The sequence below is a fragment of the Actinoplanes subglobosus genome (assembly GCF_042650585.1).
In the GTDB taxonomy this organism is placed as follows: domain Bacteria; phylum Actinomycetota; class Actinomycetes; order Mycobacteriales; family Micromonosporaceae; genus Actinoplanes; species Actinoplanes subglobosus.
The window spans coordinates 117,100-132,426 of sequence record NZ_JBHSBL010000014.1 but is presented as its reverse complement, the minus strand read 5'-3'; the positions used below and the strand labels follow the sequence as shown (position 1 = coordinate 132,426).

The window sequence follows — 15,327 nt, the reverse complement described above, 5'->3', positions numbered from 1 at the left end:
TCCAACAAGAACGGCGCCCGGTGACAGGATGTCCGGGTGACCGACGATCTCCGTGATCTTCTCCGATCCACCTTCCGCTGGACCGACCTCGGCCCCGGCCACGACTACATGGTCAGCGACCGGTCCGGCTGGTGGCGTGATCCGCGCATCCTGGACGGACTCGGTCCGGCCCTCGCGGGGCTGTTCCGGGCCGACCGGCCGACCGTCGTGGTCTCGCCCGAGGTCACCGGTTTCATGGTCGGGCCACTGGTGGCGCGGGCGCTGGGAGTGGGGTTCGTCGAGGCGTACCGTGCCGGGGCCCGCCGGGCCATCGCCGAGCCGATGATCTGGGCCGACGTGCCGACCGACCACCGCGGCGACGTGCAGCGGCTCGGTTTCCGGGAGAAACTGATCAGCCCCGGGGACCGCGTCCTCGTCGTCGACGACTGGGCGGCCACCGGGGCTCAGGCGCGTGGCCTGCGGGAACTCCTCGGGTCGAGATATGTGGGCGCGGCGGTGATCGTGGACGAGTGCCCGCCACCGGTCTCGGCCGAGCTGGCGATCAGGGGCCTGCTGACCGGAATGGACCTCGACCCGTAGACATTTTGGACTATCGGGTGCGCTGGTAGCCCGCGAGCGCTCCGCGGGTCGGGTGCCAGCCGGTTGCGGCATAACTGGCCAGGCCCCGAACCACATACGGGTCGCGGGCGATCAGCTCGTGCGCCTCGGCCTCGGTGTCCACGTCGAGCAGGATGATGCCACCGGTCGGCGGGTCGATCCGGCCGGCGGTGACCGCGTAACCGGACTTCTCCAGCTCGTCGACGAAGGCCAGGTGGTCGGCACGGGCCGCGTCGACCTCGTCGAGCGGCTTCAGGTACGTCGAAATCATGAGATACACGCCGCCAATCGTAGATCGCACATCGGCCGCCCGGACGGTGCCGATTCACCTCGGGCAAAAGGTACTTTTCACAGGTGCAGATCCAGATCACCGCGGTATCCGATCCGGCGCTGATCGCGGCCGCCGCCCGGCACGGCCTGCGGCGCCCGGTCCTCGCCGCTCGCCTCGCCGGATGGGCGTTCCTGCTGGTCGCGGTGCTTCTGCTGGGCGTCACCGGCGATCTCAGCCCCGGCCTGCTGGCGGGTGGGGCGGCCCTCGCCGTGCTCGTTCCCGTACTCCTGCTCAACCACACCGCGCGCGGGCTGCGGGCCGGTCGGCTCACCACGTACGAGATCAGCGAGGGCGGCGTCGCCAGCTCGGACGAGGAGGCCCGGCACGCATACGCCTGGCGGGCGGTCCGCTCGGTCGAACAGCTCTCCGGTCAGCTGCTCTTCCGGCTGCGGGGCACCCGGCTGCTGCCGGTGCCGACCGCCGGGCTGAGCCCGGCGCAGATCGAACAGGTCCTGGTCACCGCCTCGGCGCGAGGTCTCCAGGTTCGGCGTTTCACCCTTTAGGGGTACGGCTACCCGCTCTCCCCCGGGACGGCCTGCCGCATGCCGTCCCGCGGTATGGCCGGACGCGTCACAGCTCCGTCCGACCCCGTCACAGCTCCAGCCGAGCCCTTCACAGCTCCGGCCAGGCCCGTCATAGCTCTGACCGAGCCCGTCATAGCTCCAGCTAGGCCGATCATCGCTCCGGCCAGGCCGATCATCGCTCCAGGCAGGCCCGTCAGCGCGTCGGCCAGGTGCGGAAGTTCATCGCCGAGCGGCTGGCGGTCGGGCCGCGCTGCCCCTGGTACCGCGAGCCGTAGACGGCCGAGCCATACGGGTGCTCAGCCGGGCTGGACAGCCGGAAGATGCACAGCTGTCCGATCTTCATCCCCGGCCAGAGCTTGATCGGCAGGTTGGCCACGTTGGAGAGTTCGAGCGTGACGTGCCCGGAGAACCCCGGGTCGATGAACCCCGCGGTCGAGTGGGTCAGCAGGCCGAGACGCCCCAGGCTGCTCTTGCCCTCCAGCCGTGCGGCCAGCTCCTGCCCGAGAGTGATCACCTCGAGCGTCGACGCCAGCACGAACTCACCCGGATGCAACACGAACGGCTGACCATCCTCCACCTCGACCGGGGCGGTCAGCTCGTCCTGCTGCTCGGCCGGGTCGATGTGGGTGTACAGGTGGTTGTTGAACACTCGGAAGAAGCGGTCCAACCGAACGTCGACGCTGGACGGCTGCATGAGCGACGGCTCGAATGGCTCGAGCGAAAGACCGCCCGACTTGATCTCGGAGACCAGGTCCCGGTCGGAAAGAAGCATCGCAACACCATACCGGGGACTCCTGCCCGTGTTTTGACCTGCCCGGATCGGCGTGTTCGGTGGCAGTCTCGAACGTATGTTCGATAGAATGCCCGCATGGCATCCTGGTCCGATTTCGCCGCCGCCGAGCCCGCGCTCGCCGACGGCATCCGTGCGCTGCTCCAGCAGTACGGCCCCGGCATGGGCTACCTGGCGACCATCCGCCCCGACGGCGGTCCACGCGTCCACCCGGTCTCCCCGGTCTTCACCGACGACGGCCTCTACTGCTTCATCGTCGACTCGCCGAAGCGCCGAGACCTGGAGCGCGACGGGCGTTACGCGCTGCATGCCTACCCACCGGAGGACAACGACGACGAGGCCACGCTGACGGGCCAGGCGGTCCCGGTCCGTGACACGCGGATCATCGCCCACCTGGCCGGCACCTTGCACGCTTCCCCTGACGTCGACTGGCGCCTGTTCGAGCTGACGATCGACACGGCCATGCTCCGCCGTCACGGCCCAGCCGGTGCCCTGCCGTTGGCCGCCACCCCGTTCCTGCCGGCCTACGCCCAGACGTGGCACGCTCCGCGCCCCAAGAAGCCCAACCTGATGGCAGTCGCCAGCTGACCGAGACGGCCCACTCCCCACCCACCTCCATTCGTGGGGCGGTGCCGCCACCGACTCGGATAATCAGGTACAGTGGGGCAGCTTGCGGGTGTAGTTCAATGGCAGAACATCAGCTTCCCAAGCTGACAGTGCGGGTTCGATTCCCGTCACCCGCTCAGATTCGAAGGCCAGGTCAGGACACGTTCCCGACCTGGCCTTCGTGCATGTGCCTGGTTTCCGCCGCTCGGCGTGCCCGATAGTGGCCTGTTCGCTGAGCCCGTCCGCGACCCTCTCGTCGAGGTGCCTGTGGCCCGATGGCCCGGGCAGTGGTGGGCCGCTCGCCATAGAGACGTACGTAATAGCCGGGCAAAGGCAGACGGGCAGCGCAATATTCTCATCTTGATCTATATTCAGCGACGCTGATCCCGGCAGCCTGAAGGTCACGCCGCCGGGACCGCAGCTTCGCAGGAAGATCAAGACACGGGGGAAACAATCGTGAGATGGGATTTCAGGCATGCCTTGTGCCTGACATCAGTAGTGACACTGGCGGTGACCGGTCCAACCACGGTCGCCCATGCCGAACCGACGCCGGTCCCGAGCACGAGCGCGCCCGCAGCCGCGGCGCCGCCCGATCGGGATCCCTCTGTCGTCGAGCCGGACAGGCGCAAGGAACTCCTCGGGGCGGGATGGCAGGCCTCCGGTGACCGGCTCTGGACGACGTCAGGTGACGCGACCGGCTTCCACATCCTGGTGGCCGAGGCTCGAACCGGGTACCAGTGGCGTAGTGCGGCCACTCTCAATGTTCCCGGCCTGGAATCGGACCGCTGGATCGGCAATGCCTGCGTGACCGAGTCCGGCAGCCGTGCCGTCGTGGTGTACGCGCCCCGCACCTTCACCAACCGCGAGGTGCTCGCCGGACGCGGTGGCTACACCGCCGTCGTCGACCTGACCAGCGGTGCGGTGCGGAACCTCGACGTACGGACCAGCCTGGCCTACTACAACCCGGGCTGCGGCGCCGGTGAGCAGGTGGCGCTGACCCAGGAGGGCGACCTGGACCTGGGACATACCCGGATCCTGACCCTCGACGCGGCGACCGGTGAGCTGGCCGCCCCGATCGACGTCCCCGGCCAGTTGACCTCGGTGGTCCCGACTGACTTCGGGCTGGTCGGCGCGGACGCGGGCGCCGTGGTGACGGTCGACCGCAAGGGCGCGCGACGCAAGCTCGCCGAGACCAGCGGGGTTCCGTTCAGCCTGAGCGCCGATGCCTCCGGTGGTGTCGTCTACCAGGAGAAGGCCGGAACTCAGGCGCAGGTCCGGCGGGCTACGGTCAGCGGATCCGGCGCCAAGCGCAAGGTGGACGTCCGCACGCTGGCCACCGGCGAGGCGGCCGACTTCGGGATCACCCGGGCCGCCAGCGGCAAGGTGTTCATCGTCGGCCGGCCGGCCAAGGTCAAGGGGCTGCCGGCCACGGTCGGCCGGCTGACCGCACCGACCGACGCGACGGTCTCCACCCGCGGGGAGACCGTGGTGACGTCGCAGGAGCGCGCGGACGGGGCGGACCCCCGGACCGCTCCGGTCGACCCGGAGAGCGCGGTGCCGGTGAGCATCGACGCGCTCAGCACCAAGACCGGCAAGGCGCTGTCCTTCACGGTCGACGCCGCGGCCGCGACAACCGCGGTCTCCGACGCTGAGCCGACCTGGGACCCGAACGGGTACTGCTCGGTCGAGCGCAACAACCCTGAGCTGCAGGTCTACCAGCCCAAGCCGAAGCAGATCGAGTGGGCGGCGAACCAGTTGGTGAAGGGCACCCTGGCGATCACCCGCAAGGCGGACTGGCACAACAACGGCTTGGATGCCTACAACCCGGTGACCATGTTCCCGACCCCCGCGCTGACCGGTGGCGGCCAGGTGCCGGCTCAGGTGATGCTCGGCATCATGGGCCAGGAGTCCAACCTGTGGCAGGCCAGCGGGAACACCCTGCCCGGTGAGTACGGGAACCCGCTGATCGGCAACTACTACGGTGTCGACCGGGAGAAGGGCGCCGTCGACTGGGACATCACCTGGGACAAGGCGGACTGTGGTTATGGCGTCTCCCAGACGACGGACGGTATGCGCAAGGCCGCACACCCCAAGCCGGATGAGAAGATCCTGAGCCACGACAAGCAGGTCGCCGTCGCCACCGACTACGTCGCCAACGCCGCCGCCGGTCTGCAGATTCTGGTCTCCAAGTGGAACCAGACGCAGGCGGAGGGTCTGCGGGTCAACAACAACGACCCCTCGAAGATCGAGAACTGGTTCCTCGCGGCCTGGGCGTACAACGCCGGATACCACCCGATGGGCGAGGCCGACACCAACGGCGCATACGGGCTGGGCTGGGGAAACAATCCGGCCAACCCGCGCTACAAGGCCAACCGTAAGCTCTTCGGGCTGGACCCCAAGGACTTCTCCCACCCGCAGGACTGGGGTTACCCGGAGAAGATCATCGGCTTCGCCTCTCTCCCGCCGTCGGTGCTGGAGAGCAACAACCCCACCGACGTGTACGTCCCGCTCTTCCGCCCGGCCTGGTGGAACGGCAGGGACGATGTCTGGCCGATCCCGGCGGAGCGGGCGTCCTACCGCCGGGAGCACGCCACCCCCGATACCAACACCTTCTGCACCGCCGCCAACGACTGTGAGTGGGGCGCCGAGCACCTGCCGACCTACGAGGGCAACGGCACACCCGGGACGAACGTGCTGGGAGAGAAGGCCGGACCCTGCGCGCACCAGGCCACGAACGGCAAGTACGACCTGAAGTGCTGGTGGCATACGCCGGTCACGTGGAAGACCGACTGCGCGACCACCTGCGGCAACGAGTTCATCCGGTACGACTCGACGTACGCGAGCAAGGAGCCCGAGGACGGGAACAGCAACCCACCGGTCTGCAGTATCGCCAACAAGCCGTCCGGGCTGCTCGTGGTCGACGATCTGCCGGACAGCATGGCCCCGGTGCGGCAGGACTGCGCGCGGCCGGCCAATGCCGGGACGTTCGATCTCAGCTTCGGCACGGACAGCAAGGGCAATGCGACGTCCAAGGTGGATCTCCACCAGCTCGGCAGCGGTTTCGGCTCGCACTTCTGGTTCGCGCACACTCGCAAGGACGTCCCGGAACTCCAGAAGATGAAGGTCACCGGGACCTGGCGATTCAACCAGTCGCTGGACCAGTGGGCCCGGGTCTACGTGCACATTCCTGATCACGGTGCACACACACGGGAGGCGAAGTACATCATCAACACCGGTAGCGAGACCCGGTACCGGACCGTCCAGCAGCGCATCCGGGCCAACAGCTGGGTCTCGCTCGGCTCGTTCAAGTTCTCCGGTAAACCGGTGATCTCCCTGAGCACGGCGACCCCGAACGGCAACGGCGATGAGGACGTCGCATGGGACGCCGCGGCGGTGCTGCCGCTGAACGCGAAGCCGAAGCAGATCGTCGCGGCACTCGGTGACTCCTACTCCTCGGGTGAGGGCGCAGCCGCGAACGCCGGCACCGACTACTACGCGGAGACCAACGTCGACGGCGGCGGCCCGTGGCGTAACGCCTGCCACCGCTCGCGGTATGCCTGGTCGCGGCAGATGCAGCTCGCTGACAGCACCGACTCGGTCGGCAACCGTAGCGCCGGCTGGTCCGCCGACGTGGACTACCACATGACGGCCTGTTCCGGCGCCACGACAAAGGACCTCCGGTCGGCGTCGAAGACGGGCGAGGACGGCCAGTACACCGAGCCCGCGCAGCTGGACAGCGGCTGGGTGGACGCGGACACCACCCTGGTGACGCTCTCCATCGGCGGCAACGACGCGAAGTTCTCCAAGGTCATCGAGCAGTGCGTGTTGTGGGCGGGTGTCAAGGACTGCCAGGACAGCACCCTGGAGCACGACAACGATCCGTTGATCGTCGCCGAACCGGCGCGCATCAGGAACATTGTGCGCCCGGCCATCAGCAGCGCCCTGGAGGAGATCCACGCACTGGCGCCGAACGCGAAGATCCTCCTGATGGGCTACCCCCAGTTGCTGGAGACCAACGGGTGGAACTACTGCATTCCCCTCATCGATGACGACGAGACGCAGTGGTTGAAGGAGACCGGCGAACTGCTGAACGATCAGATGCAGCAGGCGGTGAGCCAGAGCGCCTCCGCCGGAATTCCGGTGACGTTCGCGAACCCGGAGGAGGCGTTCGACGGTAAGGGCGTCTGCGGCGAACCCGAACGCATCCACGGGGTCATCAGGGGTCTGACCGCGAGCGATACCCCGGACGCGCTGATGTCAGCCCAGAGCTTCCACCCGAAGCTCGAGGGGGCGACCCTCTACTCTCAGGTCGCCAGCGCGTCGCTGCGCCAGATGGGCCTCTAAAACGATGGGCACGAGGCGCCGACCCGGCGCCTCGTGCCACACCCAGAAGTGCCACACCCAGAAACAGGAGACAGCCGGAATGAAAGCTGCCGGACGACGCTACGGGCTGGCGGTTCTGGCGGTCGGGGTGCTCGTGGTCGCTGCCGGGTGCGACTTCCCCGACGCGGAGGACGATGCGCGCACCGCGGCCGCCGAGTCGGCCCGTCGAGGCCTGGACGACTTCCGTGACGGGTTCGACTACCAGTTACGCCAGGCGGCCGGTGAGACCTGGGCCGGTCAGAAGCTTCGCGATGAGATAGAGCCCGGGCTGCGCGACCGCGGCGGTGATTCCCGGTTGCTCTCGATCACCGCGGACGGGCGCCAGGTCGCCGCGCAGTTCGCCGTACGCGGTAAGGGCGCCGGCGGTGGTGGCGGCACGTACGAGGAGTTCTTCTGGGTGACGTGCGCGTCCGTGACCGGAGCCCCCTCGCCGGACCCGGCATCGCAGGTCGAAGCCATTCCGTGTCCCGCCGATTTTTCGCCGGCGGACGTATGGGGAGGAGTCGACGCGATCGGGCCGCTGCCGGCAGACTGATCAGTCGCCGATGGTGATGAAGACGTCGTCGATCGCGCCCGCGAATTGGTCGTTTCCGGGGGCCGGGCCCTTTCCGCCGATGCGGAGGGGCTCGGCGTTGGCGACGGAGAGCTGGGGCGGGATCGCGACCCACGCCCGCGGGATTCCGTCGATGACCATGACCAGGCGATTCAGGGTTCGGCGGCACTCCAGGTCGTGCCATACGCCGTCGGCCACGTTGATCCACGGTTCGGCGCGGTAGATGCTGGCCCGCGGGCCGGCGATCACACAGCTCGGATGGCCCTGCCGGTGGTCGACCTGCAGCTTGTACTGGCTGACCCCACCGACCGAGTAGCCCTTCTGGAGCACGTTGGCGCCGTCGGCCAGGTCGTCATGGGTCATCCGGATCGACGCGCCGTACCGCATGGACCGGCGTCCGGGGTTGAGTCTGTCGTCACGGAAGCCTTCGAGGATGGCCCGGGGGCAATCCCTTTCGCGCGGCAGGGTGCATCGGTCCGGATAGGCGACGGCAAGACCGGATCCTTGGGGTACGAGCCGAAGCGCGCCCCCGTTCTGTCCGAGGGGCCGCAGTTCGTGCCTGCCGGTGAGGTCGGCGATCGGCTGGCCGACACCGCCGTCGAAGTCGTACCGGACCTCGAACGGCGCGCCCGCGATGCCGATCCGGCCGGGCGTGACGCGTGCGGAGAACGTGCTGACGTTGTTGAGGAATCCGGGCACCGGCCGGATCCGGTCCGGCGTTGCGCCGGGTGACGGCGCGACGGTGGCCTGCGGGCTGGATGAGACGGGTGGCCCGGCGACGGATGGGGTGCGCTGGAGGAGCAGTACGACCCCGGCCAGGACGAGAGCCGCGGACAGGACACCGATCGATACAGCGCGCCGCCGGAAGTGAAGCATGCACTTATTGTCCGGATTGACAGTTAAGTCGCGAACCGGCGCACCGAAACGCCGGAAAAGCACTCGAAGGCGGTAGACCGAACCACCGAATCCGAACCGGGGTAACGCAGATCACCGCATCCTTGTCGCCGGATGCGCGGCAGCGGACGATTCGCCGATCACCGCGTGCAGCACGTCATCCAGGGTGATCACCCCGAGCGGGCGGCTGCCGTCACTGACCAGCACGATGTGCAGCCGATCGCGCCGCATGGTGAGCAACAGGTCGGCCAGGGTCCGATCGGGCGGGACCACGGCCAACGGACGGATCACCTCGGCCGGCACCGGTAGGCGGCGCTGGGCTCCCCCGTACCCCAGAATGTCTTTGACGTGCACGAATCCCAGCACCCGCCGGGTGTCGCGCTGGACCACCGGGAAGCGTGAGCGGCCGCTGCGGGTCGCCACCGCCTCGAGCGTCGCCGGCGACACGTCGGCGGCCACCGTCGTGACCCGCGACCAGGGCAGCAGCGTGTCGGCGGCGGTCCGGTTGCTGAGGCCGAGGGCCGCGTGGATGCGGGCGTACTGCTCGGAGCCGAGCAGGCCCTCGCTGCGGGCCTGGGTGACCATGCCGGCCAGTTCCTCGGCGGTGAAGACCGTCTTGACCGCGTCGGTCGTCTCGATCTTCCACAGTTTCAGGATGTTGCGGGAGGCCCAGCGCATCGCGTTGAGCAGCGGTTTCGTGGCGATGCAGAAGGCCAGCATGAACGGGCCGAGGATGAGCGCGGACCGCTCCGGGCCGGCGAGCGTGATGTTCTTCGGCACCATCTCACCGACGACCGTGTGCAGGAAAGTCACGATCATCAGGGCCAGCACGAACGCGATCGGGTGCACCGCGTTGTCCGGCAGCCCTACGCGCGAGAACGGCCCCTCCAGCAGGTGCGCCACCGTCGGCTCGGCGATCGCGCCGAGCACCAGCGTGCAGATGGTGATGCCGAGCTGCGCGCCGGCGATCATCAGCGGGATCTGGCTCATCGCCGACAGCGCCCAGCGGGCCGCCTGCGAGGTCTCGGCAAGCGGTTCCAGCACCGTACGCCGGGACGCGATCAGCGCGAACTCGCCACCCACGAACAGCCCGTTACCGATCAGAAGAACCGCGACGAACAGCAGCTCACTCATCGGACGGCTCCGGCGGCGCGACGACGCGCACCTGTTCGATGCGGTGCCGGTCGACCTCCATCACGGTGAACTCCCACCCGTGTTCCTCCAGCGATTCCCCGGCGACCGGGATGTGCCCGAGACGGGCGAGCAGGAATCCGGCGAGCGTCTCGTACGGCCCCTCGGGGAGCCGGAACCCGGTCTGCTCGTGCACCTCGTCCTCGCGGAGCAGCCCGTCGACCAGGAACGTCTTCTCGCCGCCGGGGGCGGTCAGCTCCTGGGTGCCGGTCTCGCCGAGGTCGGTGTCGTACTCGTCGGCGATCTCACCGACCAGCTCCTCGATCAGGTCCTCGATGGTGACCACGCCGTCGGTGCCGCCGTACTCGTCGACCACGATGGCCAGGTCGGCGCCCGCGGTCCGCAGCACCTCGAGCACCTTGTCGAGGTTGAGGCTCTCCGGCACGTAGACCGGCTCCCGGGCGAGGGTGGAGACACGCGTGGAGGCCCGGCGCTCGGGAGGCACTCCGAGAGCGTCGTTCACGCCGACCACACCGGTGACGACGTCGAGCTCGTTCTCGTACACCGGAAATCGGGTGTGACCGGTCTCGCGCGCCACCGTGATGAGGTCCGCGACGGTCGCGGTGGTCTTGAGGCCGACGACGTCGACGCGTGGGGTCATCGCCTTGGCCGCCCGTTTCTCGCCGAACCGGATGGTCCGGCGCAGCAGGGTGGCGGTCTCGGTCGGCAGCGCGCCGGCCGAGGCGCTGATCGCGGCGAGCAGGCCGAGCTCCTCCGGGGAACGGGCGCTGGCCAGCTCCTCCTGTGGCTCGATGCCGAGGCGGCGGACCAGCCAGTTGGCGGTCCCGTTGAGCGCGGCGATCAGCCATTTGAAGACGATCGAGAAGCCGCGCAACGGCGCCGCGGTGCGCAGCGCGATCCCCATCGGCCGGGCGAGCGCCGCGTTCTTCGGCACCAGCTCGCCGAAGAGCATCGAGACCAGGGTCGCCACGACCAGGGCAACCACGTGGGTGACGGTCTCGGTGGAGTCGCCGGCGACCGGCTCCACCAGCGGCTCGAAGATCTCGGAGAGCGCCGGCTCGGCCAGGTAGCCGGTGAGCAGCGCGGTGAGCGTGATGCCCAGCTGCGCGCCGGAGAGCTGGAAGGAGAGCTCCTGGAGGGCGGTCCGGACCCGGCGGGCCTGACGGTCACCCGATGTGGCACGTGTGTCGATCTCCACCCGATCGACGGTGACCAACCCGAACTCGGCCGCCACGAAAAACGCGTTGCCCGCCGTGAGCAGCGCAAACGCCACCAACGGGAGCACCGCGGTCAGGAGCAGGCCGTCCATGATCGCTTCACCTCGGACCTCATTGTGCCGGACTCGGGCCAATTGCCACCAACCGTGCCGTGACCGGCCCGGCACAAACGGCCGTGGCCGGCAGCTGGGGAGCTGCCGGCCACGGTCATGAACCAGAGAATGATCAGACGTCCTGTTTCAGCGAGCGCAGCAGGACGGTGGCCACGTCGACCACCTCGACCTCTTCCTGCTTGCCCTTACCGGTGACGCCGTCGCCGATCATCGTGTAGCAGAAGGGGCAGCCGACCGCGATCGTCTTTGCCCCGGTGGCCAGGGCCTCCTCGGTGCGCTCCACGTTGATCCGCTTGCCGATCCGCTCCTCCATCCACATCCGGGCGCCACCGGCACCACAGCAGAAGGACCGTTCCTGGTTACGCGGCATCTCCACGAGGTTCGCCGTCTCGCCGAGGACCTCACGCGGTGCGTCGAAGACCCGGTTGTGCCGGCCCAGGTAGCAGGGGTCGTGGTAGGTGACGTCGCCCTCGATCGGCTGAACCGGGGTGAGCTTGCCCTCCTTCACGAGGTGCGCGAGCAGCTGCGTGTGATGCACGACCTCGACCTCCAGGCCGAGCTGCTCGTACTCGTTGCCGAGGGTGTTGAAGCAGTGCGGGCACGTCGCGACGATCTTCTTCGACTTCTGGCCCTCGAAGGCCTCGGTCAGCGTCTCGACGTTCTGCTGGGCGAGCATCTGGAAGATGAACTCGTTGCCGATCCGCCGTGCCGGGTCGCCGGTGCAGGTCTCGCCCTCACCGAGGATGGCGTATTTCACACCCGCCTCGTTGAGCAGCGTCGCGACCGCGCGGGTGGTCTTCTTGGCCCGGTCCTCGAAGGCGCCGGCGCAACCGACCCAGAACAGGTAGTCGAAGTCCTCGACCTCGCCGACCCGCGGCACCTCGAAGTCCAGACCCTTGGTCCAGTCCTCGCGGGTGTTCTGCGGGGCGCCCCACGGGTTGCCCTTGTTCTCCAGGTTGCGCAGCATGACGCCGGCCTCGGAGGGGAAGCTCGACTCGATCAGCACCTGATAGCGGCGCATGTCGACGATGTGGTCGATGTGCTCGATGTCGACCGGGCACTGCTCGACGCAGGCGCCGCAGGTGGTGCAGGACCAGAGCACGTCCGGGTCGATGACGCCCTGCTCCTCGGCCGTGCCGATCAGCGGCCGGCCGGCCTCGGCCAGCGCCAGGACGTCCATGTGGGCGAGCTGGGCCTCGGTGGCCTTCTCCTCACCCATCAGATCCTTGCCGCCTCCGGCGAGGAGATAAGGGGCTTTGGCGTACGCGTGATCGCGCAACGACAGCACGAGGAGTTTGGGCGACAGCGGCTTGGCGGTGTTCCACGCCGGGCACTGCGACTGGCAGCGGCCGCACTCGGTGCAGGTGGAGAAGTCGAGCAGACCCTTCCAGGTGAACTGCTCGACCTGGTTGACGCCGAAGAGGTCCTTCTCCGGGTCGGCCTCCTCGAAGTCGAGGGGCTTGCCCTCGCTCATCATCGGCTTCAGCGCGCCGAGACCGGAACCGGCCGGCTTCTCCGGGCTGCGCTTGAAGTAGATGTTGAAGAACGCCAGGAACCGGTGCCAGGCCACACCCATCGTCGGGTTCAGCGAGATGGTGATCAGCCAGCTCATCGAGATCAGGATCTTGATGAGCGCCATCCAGGTGGCGCCGTCCTCCCAGGCCGGGAGCACCGAGCCGATCGCGTGGCTGAGCGGGGTGGCCCACAGCGGGTACTCGAAGTGGTCGGTGGCGACCTTGAAGCCCCGGATCAGGAACCCGAAGATCAGGACGCCGACGATGATCGCCTCGACGAAGTACGCCTGCCACATGGTCGAGCCGAGGAACCGGCTCCGCTTCACCGCGCCCGGCTTCTGCCGCTGGCGGACGAAGACCAGGTAGAGGATCCCGATCGTGCCGAGGATGCCGATCCACTCGGTGACCAGGCCGAAGACCACCCAGTGCCCGATGATCGGCAGGCCCAGGTTCGGGTCGACGACCTCGAAGTACGCCTCGAGCACCAGCGACGACAGGATGACGAACGACACCATCACGAACCAGTGGGCGGCGCCGATCGCGCTCCACTTGAGCATCCTGGTGTGACCGGCGGTCTCCACCAGCATGGTCTTCGTACGGGTCTTCGGGTCCTGGAACCGGGCCGGGTCGGGCTGACCCTGCCGGATGACCGCGGTGATCGTCATAACGGCACGGACCGCCAGGTAGACGGCCACCACCGTAATTGCCCCCGCTAAGACGGTGGCGACTATCTGCGCGTAGCCCATCTGCGTTGTGCCTCCTCGGTCGGCGGTGCGCCAGGCTATGTTACCCACGAGTAATAGACGGGCACACGCCATAGGTCAAGGGAGTGCGCCCCCACGCCGAAAGCGCACCCCACGCCAGGCGGGGGTGCGCTAACTTTCGAGGATTTTCACGTATACGCGGTAGAAATGGAAACAGCGTTTCAGCGCCAGCGCGAAAGCAGGCCCAGCGACGCCACCATGCAGCCGAAGCCGACCGCAAGATTCCAGTACTCCCAGCTCGCGACCGGCCACTGCTGTGAAGACAGGTAGTAGACGACGAGCCAGGCGATGCCGACGACGATCAGGGTCACCGCACTGACGGGCACCCAGACCGGACTCGGCTTGTTGGACGCACCCTTCACCGCCGGGTTGATGTCCGACGGCGGGGTGTAGACCTTCTTCTTGCGAACCACTGACTTGGGCACGGCGTCTCCTGAGGGCAACAAGTGGTGAACAACCCACCCTTGAGCGGCTCCGGAACTCCCGAATGCTGCCCGTGGCGAATACTGTTCGACCGCTAGCGTAGTCAAGGCGGTACGCAGACAGGCACCCGCCGGGGCGAGAAAATACCCCGAGCGTCTGTTCTTGAGGGGGCTGGGTGGCTTTTCGAGGGGTTGGCGGCGTTCGGAACGACGCCGGTGGGGCCTCCTGGCAACTCGTGCTCCGGCGCGTCGCCCGCGGCCTCCGGCCACGGCGCGACCGCCGCAGATCGATCTGGTCAGCGGGGGTTCCGCTGATCGCGTTGGCGGCGGGCCTGCTGTTCACCACATCAGCGACCACCGCCGACGGTACGGCACTGCGAGACGACCGCCGCCCGCAACTGACTCAACTGATCGCCGAGAAACGGGCACGGCTCGCGGCCAACGAGAAGAAGGCCGCCCGCCTGCTCAACGACGTCGACCAGCAGACCGGCCGTCTGGCCGAACTGGACCCGCCGGCCCTCTCCCAGGTCAACGCGCTGCGCCAGTCGGCCGGTTTCTCCGAACTCGAGGGACCGGGCATGACCGTGACACTGAACGACTCACCCCGGCGCGGCACCGACTTCGGCGACAACGCGCCGGACAACGACGATCTCGTCGTTCACCAGGGTGACGTCCAGGCCGTCGTGAACGCCTTGTGGGCAGGTGGCGCCGAGGCCATGACGATCATGGATCTCCGTGTGATCTCCACGAGCGCGGTACGCTGTGTCGGCAACACGCTGCTCCTTCACGGCCAGGTCTTCTCACCACCCTTCAAGATCACCGCGATCGGCGAACCCACAGCGCTAAGTCATGCGTTGGACTCGTCAGAGGGAGTCAGGCAGTTCCGGGAGGCCGTCGCCGACTTCGGGCTCGGCTACCAGGAAAAGGTGGAGAAGAACGTGACAGTGCAGGCGTACGACGGTTCGACCGACCTCCGATCGGCGCAGGCTGCCCGGTGATGGTTCCTCCGGAGTACCCCGCGAACCAGCCCGGCTCCGGCCGGCACCGTGCGCCGGACGGCGACGCTCAGACGGCCTACATCCCGCGCATCACCGACGCGGCCCCGGACGGTGTCCCCGGCGGGCCACTCGCGTCCCCGGTGGGCCCGGGCGGCAACGTAGACCCGCACCCGGCGGCGGCCGCGCCCGCGGCCCCGAACCCCCCGGCCTCTTCGGTCGGCCCGGTGTCTTCAGTCGGCCCGGCGTCTTCGGCCGGCCCGGTGTCTTCGGCAGCCCCCACGGCTCCGTCCGCTCCGGCCGCCTTCGCTGGCGCTGCCACCTCCGCGGCTCCTGCGGCCCTTGTCGGGCCGGGAACTCCCACGGCTCAGGCAGCCTTCGCTGGGCCGGGAACTCCGGCGGCTCAGGCAGCCTTCGCTGGGCCGGGAACTCCGGCGGCTCAGGCAGCCTTCGCTGGGCCGGGAACTCCGGC

The 15,327-nt window shown here is 68.3% G+C and carries 13 protein-coding genes and 1 tRNA gene; 7 read left to right on the top strand and 7 right to left on the bottom strand.

What is annotated here, in order from left to right:
• Positions 1-36: 36 nt before the first annotated feature.
• Positions 37-579, top strand: a complete 543-nt coding sequence (locus ACFO0C_RS14180; protein ID WP_378067056.1) for a phosphoribosyltransferase — start codon at positions 37-39, stop codon at positions 577-579.
• A 10-nt stretch (positions 580-589) separates the two neighbouring features.
• Here ACFO0C_RS14180 and ACFO0C_RS14175 read toward each other — a convergent pair whose 3' ends face one another.
• On the bottom strand, positions 590-868 hold the full coding sequence (locus tag ACFO0C_RS14175; RefSeq protein WP_378067143.1) for a YciI family protein: 279 nt from the start codon (positions 866-868) through the stop codon (positions 590-592).
• 83 nt (positions 869-951) lie between these two features.
• On the opposite strand from ACFO0C_RS14175, the gene ACFO0C_RS14170 reads away from it, so the two are divergent.
• Positions 952-1,431 carry a YcxB family protein gene (locus tag ACFO0C_RS14170; protein ID WP_378067055.1) on the top strand — a complete coding sequence of 160 codons (480 nt, stop codon included), beginning with the start codon at positions 952-954 and terminating at the stop codon, positions 1,429-1,431.
• Positions 1,432-1,645: 214 nt separating this feature from the next.
• On the opposite strand, the gene dcd is transcribed toward ACFO0C_RS14170, so the two are convergent.
• Positions 1,646-2,224 (bottom strand): dCTP deaminase, encoded by a 579-nt coding sequence (gene dcd / locus ACFO0C_RS14165; RefSeq protein WP_378067054.1) that lies wholly within the window; start codon positions 2,222-2,224, stop codon positions 1,646-1,648.
• A 96-nt stretch (positions 2,225-2,320) separates the two neighbouring features.
• Between dcd and ACFO0C_RS14160 the strand changes: the two genes are divergently transcribed.
• From ACFO0C_RS14160 to ACFO0C_RS14145, 4 genes are all read left to right on the top strand, one after another.
• Positions 2,321-2,830, top strand: coding sequence for a pyridoxamine 5'-phosphate oxidase family protein (locus tag ACFO0C_RS14160; protein ID WP_378067053.1), 510 nt, complete (start codon positions 2,321-2,323; stop codon positions 2,828-2,830).
• A gap of 84 nt (positions 2,831-2,914) precedes the next feature.
• Positions 2,915-2,985: transfer RNA gene (locus ACFO0C_RS14155), tRNA-Gly, on the top strand.
• A 373-nt stretch (positions 2,986-3,358) separates the two neighbouring features.
• Positions 3,359-7,192 carry a GDSL-type esterase/lipase family protein gene (locus ACFO0C_RS14150; protein ID WP_378067052.1) on the top strand — a complete coding sequence of 1,278 codons (3,834 nt, stop codon included), beginning with the start codon at positions 3,359-3,361 and terminating at the stop codon, positions 7,190-7,192.
• Positions 7,193-7,271: 79 nt separating this feature from the next.
• Positions 7,272-7,766 (top strand): hypothetical protein, encoded by a 495-nt coding sequence (locus tag ACFO0C_RS14145; protein WP_378067051.1) that lies wholly within the window; start codon positions 7,272-7,274, stop codon positions 7,764-7,766.
• On the opposite strand, the gene ACFO0C_RS14140 is transcribed toward ACFO0C_RS14145, so the two are convergent.
• The 5 genes from ACFO0C_RS14140 to ACFO0C_RS14120 all read right to left on the bottom strand — a co-directional run bounded on the left by ACFO0C_RS14140 (position 7,767) and on the right by ACFO0C_RS14120 (position 13,863).
• Positions 7,767-8,660: a LamG-like jellyroll fold domain-containing protein gene (locus ACFO0C_RS14140; RefSeq protein ID WP_378067050.1), complete on the bottom strand. Its 894-nt coding sequence runs from the start codon at positions 8,658-8,660 to the stop codon at positions 7,767-7,769. It abuts the gene before it with no gap.
• Positions 8,661-8,771: 111 nt separating this feature from the next.
• Entirely contained in the window at positions 8,772-9,812 is a 1,041-nt protein-coding gene (locus tag ACFO0C_RS14135; RefSeq protein ID WP_378067049.1) for a hemolysin family protein, read from the bottom strand.
• Positions 9,805-11,139 (bottom strand): hemolysin family protein, encoded by a 1,335-nt coding sequence (locus ACFO0C_RS14130; protein WP_378067048.1) that lies wholly within the window; start codon positions 11,137-11,139, stop codon positions 9,805-9,807. The genes ACFO0C_RS14135 and ACFO0C_RS14130 overlap by 8 nt, the downstream gene beginning before the upstream one ends.
• A 133-nt stretch (positions 11,140-11,272) precedes the next feature.
• The gene (locus tag ACFO0C_RS14125; protein ID WP_378067047.1) at positions 11,273-13,420 is read right to left on the bottom strand and encodes a (Fe-S)-binding protein; all 2,148 of its coding nucleotides are present in this window, start codon (positions 13,418-13,420) and stop codon (positions 11,273-11,275) included.
• Positions 13,421-13,599: 179 nt separating this feature from the next.
• Positions 13,600-13,863 carry a cell division protein CrgA gene (locus ACFO0C_RS14120; RefSeq protein WP_378067046.1) on the bottom strand — a complete coding sequence of 88 codons (264 nt, stop codon included), beginning with the start codon at positions 13,861-13,863 and terminating at the stop codon, positions 13,600-13,602.
• A 173-nt stretch (positions 13,864-14,036) separates the two neighbouring features.
• Here ACFO0C_RS14120 and ACFO0C_RS14115 point away from each other — a divergent pair, with 173 nt between their 5' ends.
• A complete protein-coding gene (locus tag ACFO0C_RS14115; RefSeq protein WP_378067045.1) occupies positions 14,037-14,858 on the top strand; it encodes a DUF881 domain-containing protein in 822 nt (273 codons plus the stop codon).
• Positions 14,859-15,327 lie beyond the last annotated feature (469 nt).